Source organism: Kribbella pratensis, from assembly GCF_004365355.1.
GTDB lineage: Bacteria > Actinomycetota > Actinomycetes > Propionibacteriales > Kribbellaceae > Kribbella.
The window spans coordinates 2,627,436-2,648,527 of sequence record NZ_SODP01000001.1 but is presented as its reverse complement, the minus strand read 5'-3'; the positions used below and the strand labels follow the sequence as shown (position 1 = coordinate 2,648,527).

Below are 21,092 nucleotides of genomic sequence, written 5' to 3'. Positions count from 1 at the left end.
GCACCACCGACGAGGTGACGTTGCGGCTGGACACGCAGACCACCGGCCAACCCATCAGGTTGATCAGTGAGCCACCACTGCAACGCAGCCTCAACAATCCCCACGGATGACCCTGGAGCACGCGATCGTGAGCAGATGGCCGGAAACGAAGGACAGCCCAAGGTCCCCGACCTGACCGCGGAGTGGGTCGAGATGTTCACGAACACTCCGAATCCGCTGTCCGAGAGGCTCCAGAACCTGGAAGAGTCTGGCGCGGATACCGAGGCCCGGGCCGCCTTCCTCCGTGGCGAACTGCACAAGCTCACCCGCAAGGACGGGCCGTCCAAGTAGCCCTGGAGCCGACCGCTGTCGGAGGCTACCTGAGCGAGCGGAACGCTGTGCGGACCTCCTGGGTGAACAGCTGGGGCTCTTCCCAGGCGGCGAAGTGGCCGCCGCGGGCCGGCTTGTTGTAGTAGGCAAGGGTCGGGTAGGCGAGTTCGACCCAGCTGCGTGGCGACTGGAAGATCTCGCCCGGGAAGGAGCTGAACGCTACCGGCACGCTGACCGGTGGCGGGGTCTGTCCGCCGCGGGCCATCGCGCCCTCCCAGTAGGCGCGTGCGGCCGAGACGCCGGTGCCCGTGAGCCAGTACAGGGTGACGTTGTCGAGGATGTGGTCGCGGGTGAGATTGCCGGAGACCAGTCCGCCGCGGAACGCGCGGGAGATCTTGTAGTAGCTGTCGGTGTCGTGGTCGAGCATCCAGGACGCCAGCGCGACCGGCGAGTCGAGCAGGGCGTAGCCGATGGTCTGCGGACGGTTGGACTGCTCGACGATGTAGCCGTTCCCGGTCCGGCCGAACTCGCCGAGCGCCTCGGACGCGGCCACCTCTTCCGGCGTGGTCGCCGGGAACTTGGCGCCGCCGAGGGCCGGGACGAGCAGGTTCAGATGGATGCCGAGTAGGCCGGCTGGTGCGAGACGGCCCAGGCTGTCCGTGACGGCGGCGCCGACGTCGCCGCCCTGGGCGACGTACTTCTGGTAGCCGAGGCGGCGCATGAGCTCGTCCCAGGCCCGCGCGGTCCGGCCGGTGTCCCAGCCGGTCTCGGTCGGCTGGGCGGAGAATCCGAAACCGGGGACCGACGGCAGGACCAGGTGGAACGCGTCCGCGGCGCTGCCGCCGTGAGCGGTCGGGTCGGTGAGCGGGCCGATCGTCTCGAGCAACTCGACGATCGAGCCGGGCCAGCCGTGGGTCATGATCAGCGGCATCGCGTCCGCGTGCCGGGACCGAACGTGGATGAAGTGGATGTCCACACCGTCGATCTCGGTGGTGTACTGCGGCAGCTTGTTGAGCTTGGCCTCGAACCTGCGCCAGTCGTACCGGGTGTTCCAGTACTTCGCCAGCGCTTGACTGGTGGCCAGCTGCACACCCTGCGAGCGATCCGCCACGAGCTCCTCGGAGGGCCAGCGGGTCGCGGCGACCCGCCGGCGCAGCTCGTTGAGCTGGTCGCGCGAAGCGGTGAAGTGGAACGGCCGGATCCCGGTCGAGCCGGATGAGGACGACCCAGCAGCCGGAGCTGCCACGGCCTGGTCGCCCAGCGCCGAGACGGCCGGTACGGCGAGCCCTGCGGCGATCCCGCCGTACAGCACTGTGCGTCGGCTGGGCCTGGGGGACGCTGACGTAGACATATTCTTTCCTTTCACGAGTTCGGGGTACTCGTGAAAGCCTGCTCTGCCTACGACGGCGTCGCCCCAGTAGAAGTCCCTGGTCCCTGGTCTCAGTCGATGACCGCTGGTGGGGCCTTCTGGTCGGCCAGGTTCACGACTTCACGCTTGCGCGGGAGCATCAACGCCGGCACCAAGGTGATGACCACCAGCACCCAGGCGACCCAGTAGGTGTGGGCGAACGCAGCGGCGGCTTCGTTCAGGCCGCGCTCGATCACGGCCGGGTCGAGGTGCAGCGGAATGATGCTCGCGGGGCGCGTGTTGGACAGGATCGCTGCCTGCGTCTCGCGGAGTCCCGCGCCGAGCCCGGGAATGTTCTGGGTGCCGGGGATGATCGGCGAGTCGTTGAGCTGGTTGGTCAGGATGACCGACATCGTCGCGACGCCGCACGAGGAGGCGATCTGCTGGCTGATGTTGAGCAGTGTCGAGCCGCGTGCGACCTGGGGGCCGCGCAGGGTCCGCAGTGCGGTGGTGAACAGCGGCATCATCGTGCCGCCCATGCCCAGTCCCATCACGAAGAGCATCGCGATCAGGATGCCGTACGGCGTGGTCGCGGTGATCTGGGTGAGGCCGAACATGCCGATCACGATCAACCCGATCCCGAACGGCACGATCCGGCCGACCGGGACCTTGTCCACCAAGCGCCCGGCGATCGGCATCGTCACCATCGCACCGATGCCTTGCGGCGCGACCAGGAGGCCGGCCTGCAGCGTGGACTCGCCGCGGATCTGCTGGAAGTACGTCGGGACCAGCAGCAGTCCGCCGAAGAACGCGGCGGCGAACAGGAACATCGTGATGATCGAGATGGTCAGGTTGCGGTCGCGGAACAGCCGGAGATCGAGCAGTGGGTGCGCCGGCCGGAACGAGTGCCAGACGAAGGCCGCCATCAGCAGCACACCGATCAGCACCGAGACCCACACGCGAGGTGCAGTGAAGTCACCACCCTCGGCCGGCAGCGACGAGATGCCGAACAGGAACAGCGCGAGCCCTGGCGACATCAGCAGCACGCCGACGAAGTCGAACGACTCGGACGGCTCCGCGTGGTCCTTGGCCAGCGCGAACCACGCGTAGATCAGCGCGGCAACGCCGAGCGGGACGTTGATCAGGAAGATCCAGTGCCAGCTCGCCACCTGGATCAGCCAGCCACCCAGGATCGGGCCGAGGATCGGGCCGAGCAGCATCGGCACACCGAGGATCGCCATCAGCCGGCCCATCCGGCGCGGACCGGCGGCCTGGGTCATGATCGTCATCCCGAGCGGCATCAGCATGCCGCCACCCAGACCCTGCAGGACGCGGAAGCCGATCAGCATGTCGATGCTGGAGGCGGTCGCACACAGCGCGGACCCGGCGGTGAACAGGAAGATCGCGGCCATGTACAGCCGCTTCGTGCCGAACCGGTTGGCGGCCCATCCGGTCAGTGGGATCACGGTCGCCAGCGCGAGCGTGTACCCCGTGACCGTCCAGGCGACCGTGGAGTACGCGACCGGGTTGCCCGGCGTCCCGAACTCGTCCTGGAACGTCGGCAGCGCGACGTTGACCACGGTGATGTCGAGGATGGACATGATGGCCCCGAGCACCACGACACCGGCGATCTTCAGTACTGCGGCATCGATCTGATCGGGGTATTCGGCTTGCGTATCAGGCTGACTCACGAGTCCCCCCTTGGGTACGAGCACGTCAGTCCAGAGCCTACGCGCGCCCACCCCCCAAAAGTCAGCCAGTTTCGCCGGCGTGACTCCCTGTCGTCACCCAACTGCCGAGCAGAGCCAGCGCGTCCGCGGAAGGGGACGCGGGCTCGGGGGAGTAGGCCGTGATCGTGAGCCCGGCGTCGGCAGACAGTTCCATGGCTTCGAAGTCGACCGTGACCACGCCGACCACCGGGTGGCAGAAGGACTTCGTGCCGGTGCGGTGCAGGCGGACGTTCTGGTCGGCCCAGCGGGTCCGGAAGTCCTCGCTGCGGGTGCTCAGCTCGCCGATCAGGTCGGTCAGATCCTTGTTGTACGGGTCGCGTCCGGCCTCGGTGCGCAGGATCGCGACATTGGTGTTCGCGGACAGATTCCAGTCCGGGTGGAACTCGTGTGCTCTCGGGTCGAGGAACCCGAACCGTGCGTGGTTCGGCGCCTGACCGGGAGCGGTGACCGGGCTGTCGAACAGCGGCGCGAACAGGGCCCGCCCCAGCGCGTTGGCGGCCAGGACGTCGAGGCGTCCGTTGCGGACCAGCGCGGGTGTCGTCGCCATGCTGTCGAGAATGCGCTGCACGGCCGGCCTGACCCGGCGAGCGGGTTCGCGGTGCGGAGTGCGATGGCCGGCGTTCGCAGTACGCGCTAGGTCGAACAGGTAGGTACGTTCGGCTTCGTCGAGCTGGAGGGCGTCCGAGATGGCGTGCAGGATGGTCTCGGAGACGCCGGAGATGTTGCCCTTCTCGATCCGGGCGTAGTAGTCGACGCTCAGCCCGGCCAGAGTCGCGACTTCTTCCCGGCGTAGGCCTGGCACCCGGCGGTTGCCGCCGTAGTACTGCAGGCCGGCCTGCTGCGGTGTGACCTTCCCGCGCCGGCTGACGAGGAAGTCGCGCACCTGCTTCCGGTTCTCCGTGCTCACGTTTCCAGCTTAGGAACCCCGGCACCGAAGAGGGGGGTTCTGTCAGTACCCCGTTCAGCGAGACCTCCCGCTTGCCGTCCGGTGGGGGTTGTCTGGCTATGAGCATCTAGGAGGACACATGAAGGAACGCACCCTTGGAGCCGACGGTCCCGTGGTGTCGGCGATCGGGCTCGGCTGTATGACGATGACCGGTGGGTACGGCGGTCGGCCGGATCGAGGGGAGATGGTCAAGCTTCTGCACGCCGCGGTGGAGCTTGGTGTCACGTTCTTCGACACCGCGGAGACCTACGGGCCGCATGCGAATGAGGAACTCGTGGGGGAAGCGCTGGCGCCGTACCTGGATCGGGTGGTGGTGGCAACGAAGTTCGCGAACGCGATCGATCCGGTCGAGCGGAAGCCACTCGGGCGGTTGTTGCGGCCGGACGAGGTTGCAGGCGCAGCTGAAGGCTCGTTGCGGCGGCTCGGGGTCGACGCGATCGACCTGTATTACCAGCATCGCGTGAATCCGGCGTACCCGATCGAGGAGTTCGCCGGGGCGGTGAAGGAGCTGATCGAGGCGGGAAAGGTCAAGCGGTACGGGATGTCCGAGGCCGCCGCGGGTACGATCCGGCGCGCGCACGCCGTGCAGCCCGTGACCGCCGTGCAGAGCGAGTACTCGTTGTGGTGGCGTCGGCCGGAGGAAGAGGTCCTGGCGACGTGTGAGGAGCTGGGGATCGGGTTCGTGCCCTTCAGCCCGCTCGGCAAGGGATTCTTGACCGGAACGGTCGGGACCAGCTTCGACAAGGACAACGATCTGCGGGCGCGGATCCCGCGGTTCGCGGCCGAGGCTCTGCAGCACAACGTTGCAATGGTCGAGTTGGTGCAGTCCTTCGCCACCTCGAAGGGCGTGACGCCGGCGCAGATCGCGCTCGCGTGGTTGCTGGCGCGGAAGACGTGGATCGTTCCGATTCCGGGTACGACGAAGCTGCACCGGCTGGAGGAGAACCTCGCGGCCGCGGAGGTCACGCTGACCGCGGACGAGCTCGACCGGCTGACGGAGGCGTCGTCCCGGATCGAGATCGAGGGCGGCCGGTACCCGGATGAGCTGGAGGCCCAGACCAACCTGTAGGTCGTGGCCTACTGTGGTGCGTGACGGACCCCGTTGAGGAGGAACGATGTCGGACGAACCTTTCGAGACGTCGGAGAACGTGCACCGCGATCGCCGCGAGCACGGTGGCGCCGACGCGATCCACCCGGACCAGGACGAGCTGGACCGCCGGACCGAGGAGGAGCGGGTCGAGGCCGGCGTCGACGCGTACGACCCGGACGAGGTCCCGCCGGCGACGGACGAACCGCTCCCGACCGACGTGACCCAGTCCGAGGTCTACGAGGAGGCGAAGGCGGAACTGGACCGCGAGGAGTCCGAGGGCGAGATCTACCCCCTGACCGACCGCCACCCCTTCCCGCCGTCCCACTACGACCGCTCCTGAGCCCAGGGCCAGCGCATGATCGCGCGCATGTGGCGAGGCTTGGTGCCGACCGAGAAGGCCGCGGAGTACGCCGAGATCGTCGAGCGCACCGGCATGTCCGGGTACCGGCGTACCCCGGGCAACCAGGGCGCGCAGCTCCTGACCCGGGACCTCGGCGACGGCCGGACCGAGATCGTCACGCTCAGCTGGTGGACCGACCTCGACCACATCCGCGCGTTCGCCGGCGACGACATCACCCACGCCAAGTACTACCCCGAGGACGACGACTACCTGCTCGACCGAGAGCTCACCGTCACCCACTTCGAGGTCAGACCCGAGGACACCTGACTACAGCTGGGCCTCTTCGGCGGCGTACGACAGCAGGCGCGCGGTCCTGAGCACGATCCAGACGTTGACCCACTTCCAGACGCCGGGCCAGTGCTGGTCGACGGCCGCCCGTACGTCGTCGGACACGTCGTCCAGCGGTACGACGTCCGCGGGCCCCTCGGCGATGACCGCGACGTGGGTCTCGTCGTCGTTCTCGGCGATGACCATGGTCAGCCAGGGGTTCTTCGCCAGGTTGCGCGCGCGGATCGACCCGGCCACCGCGGGCAGCCAGAAATCGGTGCCGCTGCGGATGTACATCGACATCGACGCATGAGGCCGGCCGTCGGGGCGGCTCGTGCCGACGACGGCGTACTCCCGCCGGCTGAGATACCGCGTGAGCTGGTCGGCGGTCAGCCGGCGCTCGGGTGGGTAGGTGCTCGCCGTCGCCGCGGTGGCGTGCTCGAACGTCCGGTCCTGCAGTTCGGCGAGTACCTCCGTCATCGTTCACTCCCAAAGGTCGCGTGGTTGTCTGCGACTCACGCTAGGGGTGTGGGGCCGGTTCCTGCTTCTCGATTCCTGACGGGAAGCCGAAGGGCGCGAGGAGGGTGGGGTCGTGGAATTCGACCACTCGGGAGATGCCGGTGGGGGTGATGGTCAGTACGACGATGCCGGTGGCCTGGCCTTGGTGGTAGACGGCGGCGGCGGGTTGGGCGTTGGCGGTCGTGGGGATCAGCTTCCAGTCGCCGGGCGCGCCGAACACGTGAGCCTCGAGCAGGTGGATGCATCTCGTCTTGCCCGATTGCCAGTCGCGGAACGGCGTCGCCTCGAGCGTGGCGTCTGCGCGGAGTACCTGCGCCAGGAGGTTCGCGTCCGAGCGCTCGAAGGCGGTGATGTAGCCGTCGAGCAAGGCGCGTGCCCGCTGGTCGGTCGGCTCGAGGAGCTCGTCGGGCTCCACCTCGTCGAGGGTCGAGCGGGCGCGTTGCAGGGCGCTCTTGACCGCCGCCGTGGTGGTGCCGAGGATCTCCGCGGTCTCGGTCGCCGGGAACGCGAGGACCTCGCGCAGGATGAGGACCGCCCGCTGGCGCGGCGGTAGGAGTTGCAGGCTGGCGATGAGTGCGAGCCGCACCGACTCACGCGCGACGACCACCGCGGCCGGGTCGTCGGCGGCCGGGGCGATCCAGCTGTCCGGGAGGGGCTCGAGCCACGAGACTTCGCCGGGCGCGGCGGGGACCGGCGGGCGATCGGGGCCGTCGTACGGGCCCGCGAGACCTGACGGCAGCATCCGGCTCTGGCGCGAGTCGAGAGCCGTCAGGCAGACGTTCGTCGCGATCTTGTAGAGCCACGAACGGATCGATGCACGGCCCTCGAAGCCGGCGTACGAACGCCAGGCCCGCAGGTACGTCTCCTGCACCAGGTCCTCGGCGTCGTGCGCGGAGCCGACCATGCGGTAGCAGAGCGCCAGCAACTCCCGCCGGTACCGCTCGGTGTCGGCGGCGAACTGCTCGTCGGAGCCCATAAACGATTCTCTCAAGGCAGCAGGGCCAGCTTGCCGACCGTCGCGCGGGCCTCCAGCTCCGCGAGCGCTTTCGGTCCGTCGGCGAGGTCGTAGGTGGTGGGCCGACCGGGGGAGAGGACACCGGCAGCGATGAGCCCGAACAGCTCTCCCATCAGCTCGCCGAAGAGGTGCGGCGCGGTCTCGATGAGTACGCCGAGGTTGAAGCCGATCACGTGGACCTGATGCCTGTACACGAGGTCCCAGTTGGTGATCGCAGCCTCGCCTCCAGCCAGGCCGGTCACGACCACCCGTCCGGTGACCCGCTCGGCCGCCGCGAGGCTGGCTTCGAGCGTCCCGCCCGACTCGACCACGAGATCGACGCCCCCGGTGAGCCGCAGTACGTCGGCCGCTAGCGCATCGCTCCGCGAGTCGAGCACATGGTCAGCGCCCAGCGCCAGCACGACCTCATGCTTGCCAGGCGATGCGGTGCCGATGACCGTGGCGCCGTAATGCTTGGCGATCTTCACCGCCGCCTGCCCGGTCGCACCCGCGGCCGCGTGGATCAGGACCGTCTCACCGGCGACAACTCGGCCGAGCGTCGTCAGCGCGGCCAGTGCGGTCGGCCAATTCACCATCAACCCCAGCGCCTCCTGCGCCGTCCACCCCGCAGGCACCGGCACCGCCGCCGGCAAGACCATGTACTCCGCAAACGCACCGTCCCCGACCCCGACGACCAGTTCCCCCAAGCGTGCCTCGCTCACCCCGCCGCCGACCGCGACGATCTCCCCAGCCGCCTCGAACCCAGCCAGGTACGGCGGCGTCGGCCCACCACCGAAGACGCCCGTAACTCTTCGAGATGTCGGCAAAGTTGATGCCCGCCGCGCCGACCCGAATCAGCACCTCACCCGGCCCAGGCACCGGCACCGCCGCATCGGCGACCAGCCGCAGGTCCCGAGGCCCGTCGAAAGACATCTGCTTCAGCGCTCGCATTTCCATGCCAGGTAGACCAATCCCGCGACCAAAAGGAATCGGTCTGGTTCGATGAGATTTCCCGGGAGTGCGACGCGGTGCTGGGCCGTGGGGTCACTCGCCGAACGGGGGTACGGCGGCCGGGCCGGTCCAGTGGAAGTACACGGGGTCGTCGAGAGTGACCGGGATCTTGCCGCGGCCCTGGATGACGGTCGCGGTGCCGTTCGCGTGGCCGACGGCGTACACATTGGCCGACCTGGTGTCCTTGTCGATGCCGATGAGGACCGTGCCGTACTGACCGCACCTCTGTGCGACCAGCGCTTCGAAGCCCTGCCAGGTCGAACCGCGGACGAGCTTGACGACGGGCTTGATCGGCGTCGCCGTCGGGATGTGGATGGTGTACAGCGCCCCGCCTCGGGTGTTGGCCAGGAAGGTGTCGTAGGTGCGGGTCTGGCTGATCAGCGTCATTGACTTCACCGCGGCGAAGCCGGGGTACGACGTCTTGTTCCGCCAGACACCCTGCGTATCGACGGTCCAGCGGAAGAGTACGCCGTCGCTGCGCAGACCGTACGTGTTGGTTCGGTAGAACGAGCCGGTGGAGTACGTCGACTGGTCGATGGCTGCGAAACCGGACCAGCCGCCGCCGACCCGGCTGAGACCGGAGCGGAGGATCGCGCCGTCCGAGAAGTTCGCCGCGTAGAAGCTCTTGTCCAGGGTGTCGCCGATGACGAGATAGCCGCTGACCTCGGGACCGGCGGCGTTCGCGTCGGCGGTCATCGTGGCGCTGAGCCGGACCTGACCGTCCGGGTACACGTCCCGTCCGACGATGTGTTCGTACGTGCGGGCCGGCGGTGAGGTCGCGGCCATGATCTGCGTCCGATGGTCACCGCCGGCAGTGACCGATCCCAGGTCTACCGCACAAGCCTCCGCCGCCGCACGTGGCGACGCGCCGGCCGATGTCGGCACGAAGCCGACCGCGAGTACGGCCGCGAGTATGGCCGCGACGGGTCCTGCGACGCGTCCTGTGACGAGCGTTCGTTTCATCTGTCTGTTCCCCCCGGACTGGTGCTCGGCGCCCGGCGGCAGACCCCAGGAGACGGATGACCGTCCTCCCGCTGCAGGCTCTCACCTGTCCTGATGCCCGCGGTGGGACCAAAGTTGCGGGCGGCTTGGAGCCCGGCGTCCGGGGGAGCGGACGCCGGGCCATGTGATGAGCGTCGTCGGAGCGGTCAGCGGATGCTGAGTCCGATGGTGCCCCGAGCGAGCCCGCCGGTGGATACCCGGTCGTTGCCGGCGAGTGTGTCGACGGTGAGCTGGTCGGTGGATTCCGCGTTCCTGAGTTGTACGTCGGCACGCAGTCCGGACACCCGCACATCGCCGCGGGAGCCGGAGACCCGGATGCGGTCCCGGCCGGCGGTGCCCGTCACGGTCACCGCGTCGATCGCCGAGTCGCCGCCCTTGGTGTTGAGCTGGGCACCGAGATCGACCGAGACCTTCTGGACATCGGTACCGCGCAGATCGCCGACGGTGACGGTGTCGGCGCCGCCGAGGGCGTTGAGCGTGAGCCGCTCGACATCATCGGTGTCCATCACGATGTTGCCCACGTCCCGGGTGAAGCGCAGTCGCGGACCGTTGGCAGAGGCAACGAACTTCTCCGCGGCGGCCGAACCGTTGAACACCATCGTGTCCTGGTCGCGGCCGCCCTCGACGACGTCGCTGCCGTCGCCCGGATCCCAGGTGAAGGTGTCGCGACCCGTGCCGAGCAGGGCCGTGTCGGCACCGCGGTTGCCGTCGACGCTGTCGTTGCCTGCGCCGGTGCGGATCAGTTCGTTGCCGCTGCCACCGAACACGGTGTCGTTGCCGTCCCCGGTGTCGATGATCGTGGCCGGCTGGACCTCGGCGGCGTAGTCGATGCGTACGACGTCGTTGCCGCCGCGGCTGGTGATCTGGATCTGGGTGAAGTCGGCCCGCTTGACGGTGCGCTTCGCCATATCGTCACCGAAGTCGACCTCGACCACCGACGTGTCGGCGGCCGGCACGCTGAGCGTGATGTTGTCCGCGTGGTTCGTGCCGGTGACGATCAGCTGGCCGGTGTCGATCACGACACTTCCGGCCGGCGCCGCGGACGCCGGACCGGCAAAGCTCACGGCGATGCCCGCGCTGACAGCTGCGACGGCGAGCCCGCGCCGAAAACGCTGTGCCACAGTACTCATGATGTTTCTCCCCTGTTGTTCACGGCCGTCTCGAGTCGACTCGCCGGAATGTATGGGCCCTACACGGGCCTCGACGCCGATCGGTTCACACTGAACCGAATTGCTTCGATGCTCGTATGCACGGCACACAAGGGGAAAACAGGTGATCGTGGGTTACACCAACGGTCCTACAGGGTGGCGATGTAGCGGGAGGTGATCGCCGCCCACGCCGCCCCCGTTCGGTCGCGGCGTGGGCGGCCGGCCGGGCCAAGGTTGTCCCAGCCGGTCTGTTCCAGCCGTACGACGGTGCCGTCGCCGCGCGGGCTGAACGTGATCTCGACCTCGGTCGCCTCACTGCGGTCGAAGAACAGGTGCCACCGGAATCGCAACCGCCCGGGCGGCTCCCAGTCGAGGACCTCGCCCCACAGGTGCTCCGCGCCGTCCGGGCCGGTCTCGACGATTCGCCCGCCGGCCAACGGCTCGAAGGTGATCGCCGACGGATCACCGCTGACGGTGTGACTGGTCGGCCACCAGGCGACGCAGTTGCGGGTCCACACGTCGAACGCGTGCGCAACGGACGCGTCCACGTCGAACTCGACCACCAGCGGCTCGATCACCGCTCCTCCGAGGTGTTCTCGGCGACGATCCGGAAGCGGCCGGCCGCAGACCCCCACACCTCCGCGAAGTACGCGCGGACCGCGTCCACGCCCTCCTCGCGCAGTTGGTAGACCCGGCGAGTCCCGTCGGGTACGTCGCTGACGAGCCCGGCGTCCTTCAGTAGCCGCAGGTGCCGCGACACAGCCGGCCGGCTGATCGGCAACTGCTCGGCGATCTGCCGGACCGACAGTGCGCCGCTGCCGAGGATCTCGACGATCGCCCGCCGGTTCGCGTCGCCCAGCGCGTCGAGCGCGGGCGCGGCCTCACCCGGTTCCACGTGTGACCCTCCCCAGCTCGGTAACCTGAGTGTTACGGTAACCGAAAGTGGACCAAGAGGGGGAGCCATGGACGGACAAGGTTCGGGGACGGCCGCGGATCCGTGGGTGCTGACCACGCCGCCAGGCAGTTCGCAGTACCAGGTGTATCGCGATGAGACGGCCTTGGTGTGCCAGGTCGGTACGACGAAGCTCAGCTACGACGCGCGCTGTATCGACGATCTGCACGCGATGCTGAAAGCGCATGGTGACTGGATGCCGCTCGGCAACGCCGACGAGCAGAAGTTGGCCGCACCGGGCACGGTCGAGGCCTGGGCGCGGTCCGAGGACAACCCGGTCGGCGGCTGGTACGGCCTGCGCAAGGGCTACCGCGGCCGCTTCGCCAACTACGTCCCGCCCGTCCTCGAAGTCCTCGGCCTGGTCGAACTCGAGCACAACCCGCGCAACAACCGCGTGCGCGCGCTCTAGCCGGCGAGGAGGTCCGGGGTGACCTCGTCGAGGGAGTGGACGACGACGTCGGCCAGTGCGAGCGCGACGTCCTGCGGCGGGTAGTTCGCGTTCGGTACGGCGATGACCCGCAGCCGAGCCGCGGATGCCGAGCGCAGCCCGTTGCTGGAGTCCTCGATGGCGGCGACTCGGGACGGGTCCGCCCCAAGTCGACGTACGACCTCGTTGTAGACCGCGGGGGAGGGCTTGCCTGCGCCGACCTCCTCGGTGGAGACCGTGACGCGGAAGTGGTCGCTCAGGTGCGCTGCCTCGAGCACAGTGTCGATCAGCCGTCGAGGCGACGACGAGGCCAGCCCCAACGGCCAGCGACTCGCGAGCCGCCGCACCGCCTCGACAGCGCCCGGCAACAACGGCAAGTGCGACTGGTAGCGCGCGACCATTCCGTCGATCACCCTGGTCGCCACCTCCTCGGCCGACCCCGGGACGCCGACGACGTCGGTCAGGTACGCCGACCACTCCGGCGTGCTCATCCCCTGTAGGGCTTCCGTGGCATCCGCGGGCCAGTCCCGGCCTGCGGACGCCACGACGCCTCGCCGTACCTCGTCCCACAGCGGTTCGGAGTCGATCAGCACCCCGTCGAGATCGAAGACCACGGCATCAGTCATAACCTGATTTCTACGCGGGTCCCGCTCGGTTCGCCAGGATGACGCAGCCGCAGCACGCCGGCCGCGGCGTCGTACTCGTGGTCGGTGCTGACGGATGCCGGCTCGGACGGGACGCGGAGAGCGGTGATGACCTGGACGCCCTTCGGAGCCTCGCAGGTGAAGGTGATGGTGCCGTTGTCAGAAGCCCAGTCCACGACCCGGCCCGCCGAGGCCAGCAGCGGCTCCTCGTCGTACGTGAGGTCGCGAAGCCAGGTCAGTTGCCCCGGGCCCAGTTCGCGCCGCCGGACGATGCCCAGCCCCGGATCGAGCAGGTCGAGATAGTTGCCTTCGACCACATGCGTCCCGTCCAGCACGGCCCCGATGACGTAGGGACCGCGTTGCACCGACAGCCAGTTGGTCGACTGCCACGTGTGGCCGCCCGCCTCGGCCAGTTCGCGGATCGCCGTGACCAGTTCGGCGGCACGTTCGGGGGACTCGGTGAAATCGGCCGGGCGGACCGGCAGGAACCGGACCCGGCCCTTGCCGATCGACTGGATGCCGTCGCGGTCCGCACCGAGAGCCTCGGCCAAATGGTCGGCGCAGGTCTCGTAGCGGCCGGTCCACCACGAGCGGATCGCGTGGTACGGATCAGCGCCGTCGCCGACGTACAGCAGACTGCCGCCGCGATTGACCCACCCGGCCAGCGCATAGTGGATGCTCGGCGCGAGCGGCTTCTGGAACTCGTAGCTCAGGACGAGTACGTCGACATCGTCGAGGGCATCCGGTGTATCGATCACGTTCTCCAGCTGCACCGGCGCGACCCGCTGGCCGTCGAACAGCGGCGGCAGCGCGAGACCGTAGAAGTCCGAGAAGTGCAGCTGCTCGCGTCCTTCCAACGCCAGCGCATCCTGCAGGCCGTCGTAGTGCCCGCTCTCACCGCCGGGGGACCAGCGCTGGAACATCGCGGTGTCCGAGAGCGCGATCCCGATCCGCGGGCCCTCCTGGTCCCAGCGCACGTCCGGCTGGTCCAGATCGCGCAGGCTGTTCATCGCGATCAGGTAGCTCGTGGCGGTATCCGGTGGAATGAGCTCCCGTTCGGTCGATCCCTCGCGCAGGTACGGGCGGTTGAAGATCCGGTTCGGCCACGGTGCCACCTCGTACCGCGAGACGCCCGGGTGAAGCAGCGACGCGATGAGCGTGCGCTGGTAGTTGGCGAGGTAGTCCTCCCAGGTGCGGTCCGGGTGGTCCTCGATCGGGTCGTGCAGGAACCACATCCGCCGGTCGGTGCCGCGGGTCAGATCCTGCGCGATGCCATATTCCAGGTACGCCGTCTCGAACGTACGCTCGGCGACCCGGCCGGCGTACACGTTCGGCGTGCGGGAGGTCCCGGTCCACACCTGCGCGATCGCGCCGTCGATCGAGGGGAGCGTCCGCAGGCGTGATTCCGGGCTGATGATCTGCCACTGCGTGTAGTTCAGCAGGCTGTGGGTCGGGACGTAGAAGCGCACCTCACGGCCTTGCCGGAGCGCTTCGTCGCGCAGTACGGAGGTGACCCGGTCGAGGCTGCGGGACAGCAGATGCTGCTTGAGCTGCCCGGCGCGGAAGTGGGCTTCGGGGCTGCTGTGCGGGGCTTGCCATGGCTCCTTGAAGAACGCCTGCCACTCGCGCTTGAACGACTCCGAGTAGCCGGCCCGCGCCCAGAACTCAGGCTCCTCGAGGTGGATGCCCTCGACACCGAGCTCGATGATCGGGCGGAGCTTCTGGACCAGGTACTCCGTGAAGCTGAACGTCGGGACCATGTACGGAATGTCGGTGCTCTGACCGTGCAGGATCGGCTTTCCGTCGGCGGTGGTCTGAGCGTCGGCCCAGTGGTCGGAGCCGTCCCATCTCCCGTCCAGATAGTCCTGGTATGTGCCCCACGAGATGCCCGTCATCAGATGGACGCGGTACCCGGCCTCCCGCCACCGGGCGATGCGCTGCGCTGTGGTGTCGTTGAGGCCGTAGACCATGACGAAATCGGTGCGCAGGTCGATCGATTCGTCGTACGGCGCTTGCTCCTGAAAGCCGGTCGCTTCACGGTGCTTGTCCGTCATACGTCAACCCTTTCGCGCCCGGCACGCCGGGCGCCAGCGTGCTGTCAGGAACTGGACAGCGGCTGGGAGACTTTCCTCGGAGGACCTGTCGGATCCGGGGTACGCCGTTCGTAGCAGGGGTGAGAGGCGGCCGGACAGCGGCCGCGGGACAAGGAGCGCTCAGATGACGCAGTACCTGATCTCGTTCGAAGACGGCGCGATGGACATCACCGAGGAGGAGCTGCCCCAGGTCGCCGACGACGCGCACGCGGTGGTGCAGGAGGCGAAGGACGCCGGTGTGCTGGTCTTCACCGGCGGGCTGGACTACCGCCAGAAGCACGCCCTGGTCGACACCGACGGCCTGATCACCGACGGGCCCTACCCGGAGAGCAAGGAGCTGATCGGCGGCCTGTTCGTCGTCGACGTGCCGACCTTCGACGACGCCTTGAAGTGGGCCGCGAAGGTCGCGGTCGCCTGCCGCTGCGCACAGGACGTCCGCGAGTTCTTCCCCTTCCGCCGCACAGATATCTAGTTGAGCAGATCGGCGGCCTGGAGTTGTTGCCAGATCTCGGACTGGTCGACGACGGTGACGCCGAGCTTCTCGGCCTTGGTGAGTTTGGCGGCGCCGACGTCGGCGCCGGTGATGAGAAGGTCGGTGCTGGCCGAGACCGACGAGGCGATGGTCGCGCCGGCCTTCTCACAGAGCCGCTGGAACGCCGGCCGCGCGACCTTCTCGCCGGAGCGCGGGTCGCTGATCGAGCCGGTCACGACCACGGTCTTGCCGGCCAGCGGTGCACCGGCCGCGACGACCGGCGGGAGGTCCTCCTCGCGTACGTCGAGCGATACGCCGGCTTCCCGCAGCCGCTCGAGCTCGGGGCGTAGCCGGGTCAGGTGCTCGATCAGCGAGGCGGCCACCTTCGGGCCGATGTCGTCCACCGCGACGAGGCCTTCCTCGCCGGCGTCCGCGACCGCTTCCAGCGAGCTGAAGCCCGCGCGGCACAGCCGGGCCGCGGTGCCCTCGGAGGCCATCGGGATCGCGAGGCCGATCAGTGCGCGGCGGAGGCCGACCTGCCGGCTCGCGTCGATCGACTCGATCATCCGGGCCGCCGAGACCTCGCCGATCCGGTCGAACTCCAGCAGCCGCTCGGCGGTCAGGTGGTAGAAGTCCGACGGGTTCTCGAGGATCCCGGCCTCGGCAAGCCGCTCGATCCAGACCCCGCCGATCGCGTCGATATCGGCCGCGGCGCGCGAGGCCCAGTGGATCAGTCGCCGGACGGTCTGGGCGGGGCAGGAGACGTTGGTGCAGAACAGTTCGCGGCTGTTTCCTTGCTCGGTCAACGGGAAGCCGCAGGACGGGCAGACGACCGGCGGCACGATGTCCTGCTCGTCGCCGGTGCGCTTCGACGCGTCGAGCACGCCGGCCACGAACGGGATCACGTCGCCGGCCCGGCGGACCAGGACCGTGTCGCCGATCTTGATGTCGCGGGCGCGGATCACCTCCTGGTTTGCCAGGGTTGCGCGGGTGACCGTCGTCCCGCCGACGAAGACGGGCTCGAGCCAGGCGACCGGGGCGATCTTGCCGGTTTTGCCGACGTCCCAGACCACGTCGGCCAGCACGGTCGTCTTCTCCTCGGCGGCGAACTTGAACGCCAGCGCGCCGCGGGGCGAGCTCGACCGGGTGCCCGCGGCGGCGAACGCATCCCGATCGGCCAACCGCAGTACGGCGCCATCGAGGTCGTAGTCGAGGTCGTTCCGTCGCTGCTCGATCGAGGTGATGACCGCCTGCGCCGCGGCGGCGTCGTCGCAGTGCCGCATGTCGGCGACGGTGAAGCCCATCGTGGTGAGCGCACGCTCGAGGTCGGTGTCGGCGCTGTCGGTGAGCAGGTCGAAGGCGAGGAACTGCAGGCGGCGCTCGGCGACCGTGGCCGGGTCCTTCGCTCGCAGCGTGCCGGCAGCGGCGTTCCGCGGGTTGATCAGCGGCTTGTCGGGGTGGGCGGCGTTGTAGGCCGCGAACGTGGAGCGCAGCATGACGGCCTCACCGCGCACCTCGACGCGATCCTGCACGTCGAGCTTGGCCGGGACTCCGTCCGTGAGTGCCCGCACCAGCGGGGTCACGTCGTCGCCCGTCGTCCCGTCGCCGCGGGTGACTGCGCGGGCCAGGCGGCCGTTCTCGTAGACGAGCGCGAGTGAGAGGCCGTCCAGCTTCGGCATCACGACGACGGACTGGCCCGGGAAACGGCTGAAGAACGCCTCGACCTGCTCCGGCCGGGTCGCCTTCTCCAGCGACAGCATCGGCCGCGAATGCCTGACCGGTGCGTGCAGCACCGCCGGCGCCCCGACCTGCTCCAGCGGGTTCGGATCCGGCGCGAGCTCCGGGTTGGCCTCGATCAGCGACCGCAGCTCGTCCTCGATCGCGTCGTACTCCGCGTCAGCCACCGACGGCGAGCCGCGATAGTAGGCGTCCCGCAGCACGACGATCTGATCGGCAAGTTCCTGAATCCGCTCCCCAACGTCCACAGCGAGGACCTTACCGGGGCGGTCCGACAACGTCAGTTGCTGCGAGCAAGGGCGTTACGCAGCTGACGGCGAGACGTGATCCCGAGCTTCGAGAACGTCTTGCGCAGATGCCATTCGACCGTGCGCGGGCTGATGAACAGCTGCGCCGCGATCTCGGGGTTGGTCAGGCCGTCGCGGGCCAGCCCGGCGATCTGGGCCTCCTGGGCGGTGAGGTCGTTGAGCGTGTCCGGGCGGCGCTTGCGAACGGTCTCACCGGTCGCGAGCAGCTCGTGCCGGGCGCGCTCCGCGAACGCTTCGAGGCCCATCTGCTCCAGCTGCTCGTGCGCGATCCGGAGCTGTTCGCGGGCGTCGACGCGACGGCCTTCGCGCCGCAGCCATTCGCCGTACAGCAGGTGGGACCGGGCGGTCTCGAGGCGCAGATCGGTCTTGCCGAGATACTTGATGGACTGGCGATACGCGGACTCGTCGCCGCCGAGCAGGGCCCGGACGCGCGACTCTATGCCGCGGCCCCAGTCCGTCGGGGTGGCCGTGGTGCGTTCGGTCAGGAAGGCGAGGGTGCTCTCGACGAGCTTGACGTCGCCTGTTCTCGACGCGGCCTCGGCCAGCTCGCCGGCGGCGAGTGCGGAGTACCCGAGGACGTCCTGCTCGAACACCTGCTGCGCCGCGTCCTTGGCGACGTCGTACCGGCCGAGGCCGTTGTGCAGCACGGCATTCGTGTACGTCGCGAAGGCGGCGATCCTGCCCTGGCTCTGATCGGTCGCTCGCTGGATGGCTGTGTCGATGAGCTTGCGTGCCGTCGCCTCGTTGCCGCGGTACGCCTCGAGGAACAGCCGGCCGGTGCCGACGCTCGCGTTGCCGGTCGCCGCGGCGATGCCGGCGTCCTCCTCGACCAAACGGGACACGGTCTCGAGGTCTCCGGTCGCGCAGAGCATGTTGGCCCGGAAGTTGAGTGCGAACTGCAGCTGTACGAGCGCACCCGTCGCGCGCGCGGTCCGCTCCTGCCGGGTCGCGAGGTCGAGCGCGGTCTCGTAGTCCCAGACCTCGACGGCGACGATGCCGATGCCGCGGTTGCCGGTGAGCCAGAACCAGTCGCCGACATCGTCCGCGCCGACTTCGGCAGTGCGCGCCCGGTCGAGGGCCGCGACGAGGTGGGGCGCGGCCGCGGTGTAGCCGCGGGTGTAGCGCAGCGCGAGGGCCTCCAGCAGAACGTCGACGGGCGAGTCGGACGAGGCAGGCACGGGAGGCGTCTCGGCCGCCGCGTGGGCGACGATACCCGGCGCGTTCGGCCCGCTCGCCCAGATGGCGGCCGACATCGCTTCGAGGTAGGCGACCCGGGCGCGATCGGGGTCGAGCGGCTCGAGTTGCTTGGCCGCGGCGAGCAGCCCACTGGCAGCCTCGCGTACGCGGCCCTGGTCGAAGGCGATCTCGCCGCGCAGATGTTCGGCCTCGGCTGTCCGGAGCGGATCCGGGGGACCGGCGGTCACCGCGCGGAGCAGCTCCAGAGCCGAATCGAGCGCGCCGGAGCTGCGCTTCGCCACGGCTGCGGCCAGCGTCCGTTGGGCTCTGCGGTCCGGGTCCGGGGTCAGCTCGGCTGAGCGTTGGAGGAACACCGCGGCCGAGTAGAAGCCGCCACGGCCCCGGGCGCGGTTCGCGGAGCGTTCGAGCTCGGCCGCGACGTCCTCGTCGGGCCGTACGGTCGCCTGGGCGCGGTGCCAGGCGCGGCGGTCCGGGTCGATCTCCGGGTCGGTGACGTCGGCCAGGGCTCGGTGGACCGCTTGCCGGTCCTTGGTCGTCGCCGTCCGGTACGCCGCCGATCGCACCAGCGGGTGCCGGAAGGCGATCTGCTGCCCGAACGTGATCAGTTCGGCCTCGATCGCCGCCGCGGCCGGGTCGGCGCCCAGACCGAGTCGCTCGACGGCACGCCAGAGCAGGGTCGCGTCACCGAGCGGTTCGGCCGCCGCGACGAGCAGGAGCAGGCGGGTGTCGGCCGGCAGTCCTTCAAGCCGTCGTACGAAGCTGTCCTCGATCTGACTCGCGAGCGTCGTACTGCGGAGGCCGTCGGCGAGCTCGGCCGCGGTCCAGGTGCGGGGGAGTTCGAGCAGGGCGAGCGGGTTGCCCCGGGTCTCGGCGACGATCCGGTCGCGGACCCGCGGGTCGACCGGCCCTGGCAGCACCGAATCCAGGAGGGCGCGGGCGTCGGAGTCGTCGAGACCGCGGATCTCGAGTTCGTTGATCCCGGTCAGCGCGTGGTCGATACCGTCGCGGACCGCGAACACCATGACGACCGATTCCGCCTCGAGCCGGCGGGCGACGAAGGCGAGGATGCGCGCGGACATGAGATCGAGCCACTGTGCGTCGTCGACGACGCACAGCACCGGCTGTTTGGATGCCGCGTCGGAGAGCAGGTTCAGTACGGCGAGGCCGATCAGGAACCGGTCCGGAGCCGGTCCGTCCTGTTGACCGAACGCGATCCCCAGCGCCTCGTGCTGCGGCCTAGCAAGCCTGTCCATCCGGTCGAGGAACGGGCGGCAGAGCTGGTAGAGGCCCGCATAGGCCAGCTCCATCTCGGATTCGATGCCGACGATCCGCGCGACGACGCAACTCGTGACGCGCGCCGCCAACGCGTCGAGCAGCGCGGACTTCCCGGTGCCGGCCTCGCCACGGAGTACCACGGCTTCGCTGCGTCCCTGGCGCGCGGCGTCGAGCATCCGGTCCAGCACGGCGAGCTCGTGCTGCCGCCCCCGCAATTCACGATCCGCCATTCGATCAGGCTTTCACCGGCCTGGCCCCGAAGGCAAACCCTCGTAGCCGGTCTGCGCCGGGGCTAGCCGGTCTGCGCCGGGGCGCGCCGGGGCACGCGCGGCGGGCTGTGAGCTTCAGTTGCGGTTGGTGATCTGCTGGAGTGCCCAGGAGTTGCCGTCGGGGTCGCTGAAGAAGACGAAGCGGCCCCAGGGGAACTCCTGCACCTCCGAGACCTCCACCCCGCGCCCGGTCAATTCGGCCCGCGCCGCGTCCACATCGGCCACGACGATCTGCAAGCCGCGAACGGACCCCGGCTCGGCCTGATCCATCCCGCTCCCGAGCGCGATCGAACACGCCGACCCCGGCGGCGTCAGCTGCACGAACCGCAGCTCATCGCTCACCTGATGATCGTGGTCAGCCACGAACCCGACCTGCTCGGTGTAGAACGCCTTGGCCCGATCCACATCCGACACCGGCACCGAAACCAACTCAAGCCTCCACTCCATACCCGGCAACCTACCGCGCCCCACGGCATCCGGCGCGAGACTGTGCACAGACACGGCACGGCGCCGGCATCACCCTGGGAGATCAGATGGATGACAAGTTGCCTCACGAGCGGCCGCACCACCCCGTTGTGGTCGAGTTGGCGGCCAAGCGGGCGGAGAGTCTGCAGTTGCGGATAGCCGATCAGATCACCGCGTTCGCCGGCTCGATGCGCTTCGTGTATGTGCACGTGGTGTTGTTCGTCGTCTGGATGCTGGTCTTCGAGTCCAATCCGTGGCCGACACTGACTCTGGCCGTCTCGCTGGAGGCGATCTTCCTGTCCACCTTCGTGATGATCGGCCAGAACCGGCAAGCCGCCTTCCAGCAGGCCAAAGCCGACCATGACTTCAGAGAGTCCGAGCTCGAGCTGAAATCGAACACCCAGCTGACCCGCGAGATCCACGTCCTCACGGTCGAGCTCCACCGCCGCCTGGTCGAGGAGGCGACGCCGTGACCGCTGTTCGCGGTGT

Annotated in this window: 22 protein-coding genes; 7 read left to right on the top strand and 15 right to left on the bottom strand. The window is 69.0% G+C overall.

Annotation, left to right across the window (positions count from 1 at the left end; all coding sequences use genetic code 11):
- The first annotated feature begins 135 nt into the window (after positions 1–135).
- Positions 136–330 (top strand): hypothetical protein, encoded by a 195-nt coding sequence (locus EV653_RS12555; protein ID WP_134101865.1) that lies wholly within the window; start codon positions 136–138, stop codon positions 328–330.
- A gap of 25 nt (positions 331–355) precedes the next feature.
- Here the strand turns inward: EV653_RS12555 and EV653_RS12550 are convergent, their stop codons facing one another.
- From EV653_RS12550 to EV653_RS12540, 3 genes are all read right to left on the bottom strand, one after another.
- Positions 356–1,660, bottom strand: a complete 1,305-nt coding sequence (locus EV653_RS12550; RefSeq protein ID WP_134101862.1) for an epoxide hydrolase family protein — start codon at positions 1,658–1,660, stop codon at positions 356–358.
- 89 nt (positions 1,661–1,749) lie between these two features.
- On the bottom strand, positions 1,750–3,348 hold the full coding sequence (locus EV653_RS12545; RefSeq protein WP_134101859.1) for a DHA2 family efflux MFS transporter permease subunit: 1,599 nt from the start codon (positions 3,346–3,348) through the stop codon (positions 1,750–1,752).
- 61 nt (positions 3,349–3,409) lie between these two features.
- On the bottom strand, positions 3,410–4,294 hold the full coding sequence (locus tag EV653_RS12540) for a helix-turn-helix transcriptional regulator (RefSeq protein ID WP_134101856.1): 885 nt from the start codon (positions 4,292–4,294) through the stop codon (positions 3,410–3,412).
- Positions 4,295–4,412: 118 nt separating this feature from the next.
- On the opposite strand from EV653_RS12540, the gene EV653_RS12535 reads away from it, so the two are divergent.
- The 3 genes from EV653_RS12535 to EV653_RS12525 are packed head-to-tail and all read left to right on the top strand — an operon-like array spanning position 4,413 to position 6,090.
- On the top strand, positions 4,413–5,402 hold the full coding sequence (locus EV653_RS12535; protein WP_134101854.1) for an aldo/keto reductase: 990 nt from the start codon (positions 4,413–4,415) through the stop codon (positions 5,400–5,402).
- 46 nt (positions 5,403–5,448) lie between these two features.
- Positions 5,449–5,763 carry a hypothetical protein gene (locus EV653_RS12530; RefSeq protein WP_134101851.1) on the top strand — a complete coding sequence of 105 codons (315 nt, stop codon included), beginning with the start codon at positions 5,449–5,451 and terminating at the stop codon, positions 5,761–5,763.
- Positions 5,764–5,790: 27 nt separating this feature from the next.
- The gene (locus EV653_RS12525; RefSeq protein WP_134101848.1) at positions 5,791–6,090 is read left to right on the top strand and encodes a hypothetical protein; all 300 of its coding nucleotides are present in this window, start codon (positions 5,791–5,793) and stop codon (positions 6,088–6,090) included.
- Here the strand turns inward: EV653_RS12525 and EV653_RS12520 are convergent, their stop codons facing one another.
- From EV653_RS12520 to EV653_RS12490, 7 genes are all read right to left on the bottom strand, one after another.
- Entirely contained in the window at positions 6,091–6,570 is a 480-nt protein-coding gene (locus EV653_RS12520) for a pyridoxamine 5'-phosphate oxidase family protein (RefSeq protein WP_134101846.1), read from the bottom strand. It abuts the gene before it with no gap.
- Positions 6,571–6,610: 40 nt separating this feature from the next.
- On the bottom strand, positions 6,611–7,585 hold the full coding sequence (locus EV653_RS12515) for an RNA polymerase subunit sigma-70 (protein ID WP_134101843.1): 975 nt from the start codon (positions 7,583–7,585) through the stop codon (positions 6,611–6,613).
- Between the two features lie 11 nt (positions 7,586–7,596).
- Positions 7,597–8,430, bottom strand: a complete 834-nt coding sequence (locus EV653_RS12510) for a zinc-binding dehydrogenase (RefSeq protein ID WP_238159690.1) — start codon at positions 8,428–8,430, stop codon at positions 7,597–7,599.
- Positions 8,431–8,647: 217 nt separating this feature from the next.
- Positions 8,648–9,577, bottom strand: coding sequence for a hypothetical protein (locus tag EV653_RS12505; RefSeq protein ID WP_134101841.1), 930 nt, complete (start codon positions 9,575–9,577; stop codon positions 8,648–8,650).
- Between the two features lie 185 nt (positions 9,578–9,762).
- Complete coding sequence (locus EV653_RS12500) at positions 9,763–10,746, bottom strand: calcium-binding protein (RefSeq protein ID WP_134101838.1); 984 nt, start codon at positions 10,744–10,746, stop codon at positions 9,763–9,765.
- A 167-nt stretch (positions 10,747–10,913) separates the two neighbouring features.
- Positions 10,914–11,342, bottom strand: a complete 429-nt coding sequence (locus EV653_RS12495) for an SRPBCC domain-containing protein (RefSeq protein WP_166679378.1) — start codon at positions 11,340–11,342, stop codon at positions 10,914–10,916.
- The gene (locus EV653_RS12490) at positions 11,339–11,659 is read right to left on the bottom strand and encodes an ArsR/SmtB family transcription factor (RefSeq protein WP_238159689.1); all 321 of its coding nucleotides are present in this window, start codon (positions 11,657–11,659) and stop codon (positions 11,339–11,341) included. Before EV653_RS12490 ends, EV653_RS12495 begins: the two co-directional genes overlap by 4 nt.
- Positions 11,660–11,726: 67 nt before the next feature.
- On the opposite strand from EV653_RS12490, the gene EV653_RS12485 reads away from it, so the two are divergent.
- Positions 11,727–12,125 carry a DUF6855 family protein gene (locus EV653_RS12485; RefSeq protein WP_134101830.1) on the top strand — a complete coding sequence of 133 codons (399 nt, stop codon included), beginning with the start codon at positions 11,727–11,729 and terminating at the stop codon, positions 12,123–12,125.
- Here the strand turns inward: EV653_RS12485 and EV653_RS12480 are convergent.
- Both EV653_RS12480 and EV653_RS12475 read right to left on the bottom strand, forming a co-directional pair.
- Positions 12,122–12,769 carry an HAD family hydrolase gene (locus EV653_RS12480; protein WP_134101828.1) on the bottom strand — a complete coding sequence of 216 codons (648 nt, stop codon included), beginning with the start codon at positions 12,767–12,769 and terminating at the stop codon, positions 12,122–12,124. The genes EV653_RS12485 and EV653_RS12480 overlap by 4 nt on opposite strands.
- Positions 12,766–14,841: a hypothetical protein gene (locus EV653_RS12475; RefSeq protein ID WP_134101825.1), complete on the bottom strand. Its 2,076-nt coding sequence runs from the start codon at positions 14,839–14,841 to the stop codon at positions 12,766–12,768. The genes EV653_RS12480 and EV653_RS12475 overlap by 4 nt, the downstream gene beginning before the upstream one ends.
- Before the next feature lie 163 nt (positions 14,842–15,004).
- On the opposite strand from EV653_RS12475, the gene EV653_RS12470 reads away from it, so the two are divergent.
- Positions 15,005–15,352: a YciI family protein gene (locus tag EV653_RS12470; protein WP_134101822.1), complete on the top strand. Its 348-nt coding sequence runs from the start codon at positions 15,005–15,007 to the stop codon at positions 15,350–15,352.
- Here the strand turns inward: EV653_RS12470 and ligA are convergent.
- The 3 genes from ligA to EV653_RS12455 all read right to left on the bottom strand — a co-directional run bounded on the left by ligA (position 15,349) and on the right by EV653_RS12455 (position 20,585).
- Positions 15,349–17,337 (bottom strand): NAD-dependent DNA ligase LigA, encoded by a 1,989-nt coding sequence (gene ligA / locus EV653_RS12465; RefSeq protein ID WP_134101819.1) that lies wholly within the window; start codon positions 17,335–17,337, stop codon positions 15,349–15,351. The genes EV653_RS12470 and ligA overlap by 4 nt on opposite strands.
- A 32-nt stretch (positions 17,338–17,369) precedes the next feature.
- Positions 17,370–20,099, bottom strand: a complete 2,730-nt coding sequence (locus EV653_RS12460; RefSeq protein ID WP_134101816.1) for a helix-turn-helix transcriptional regulator — start codon at positions 20,097–20,099, stop codon at positions 17,370–17,372.
- Between the two features lie 114 nt (positions 20,100–20,213).
- A complete protein-coding gene (locus EV653_RS12455) occupies positions 20,214–20,585 on the bottom strand; it encodes a glyoxalase superfamily protein (protein ID WP_134101814.1) in 372 nt (123 codons plus the stop codon).
- Between the two features lie 86 nt (positions 20,586–20,671).
- Here EV653_RS12455 and EV653_RS12450 point away from each other — a divergent pair, with 86 nt between their 5' ends.
- On the top strand, positions 20,672–21,076 hold the full coding sequence (locus EV653_RS12450; RefSeq protein ID WP_134101811.1) for a DUF1003 domain-containing protein: 405 nt from the start codon (positions 20,672–20,674) through the stop codon (positions 21,074–21,076).
- The last annotated feature ends 16 nt before the right edge of the window (positions 21,077–21,092 follow it).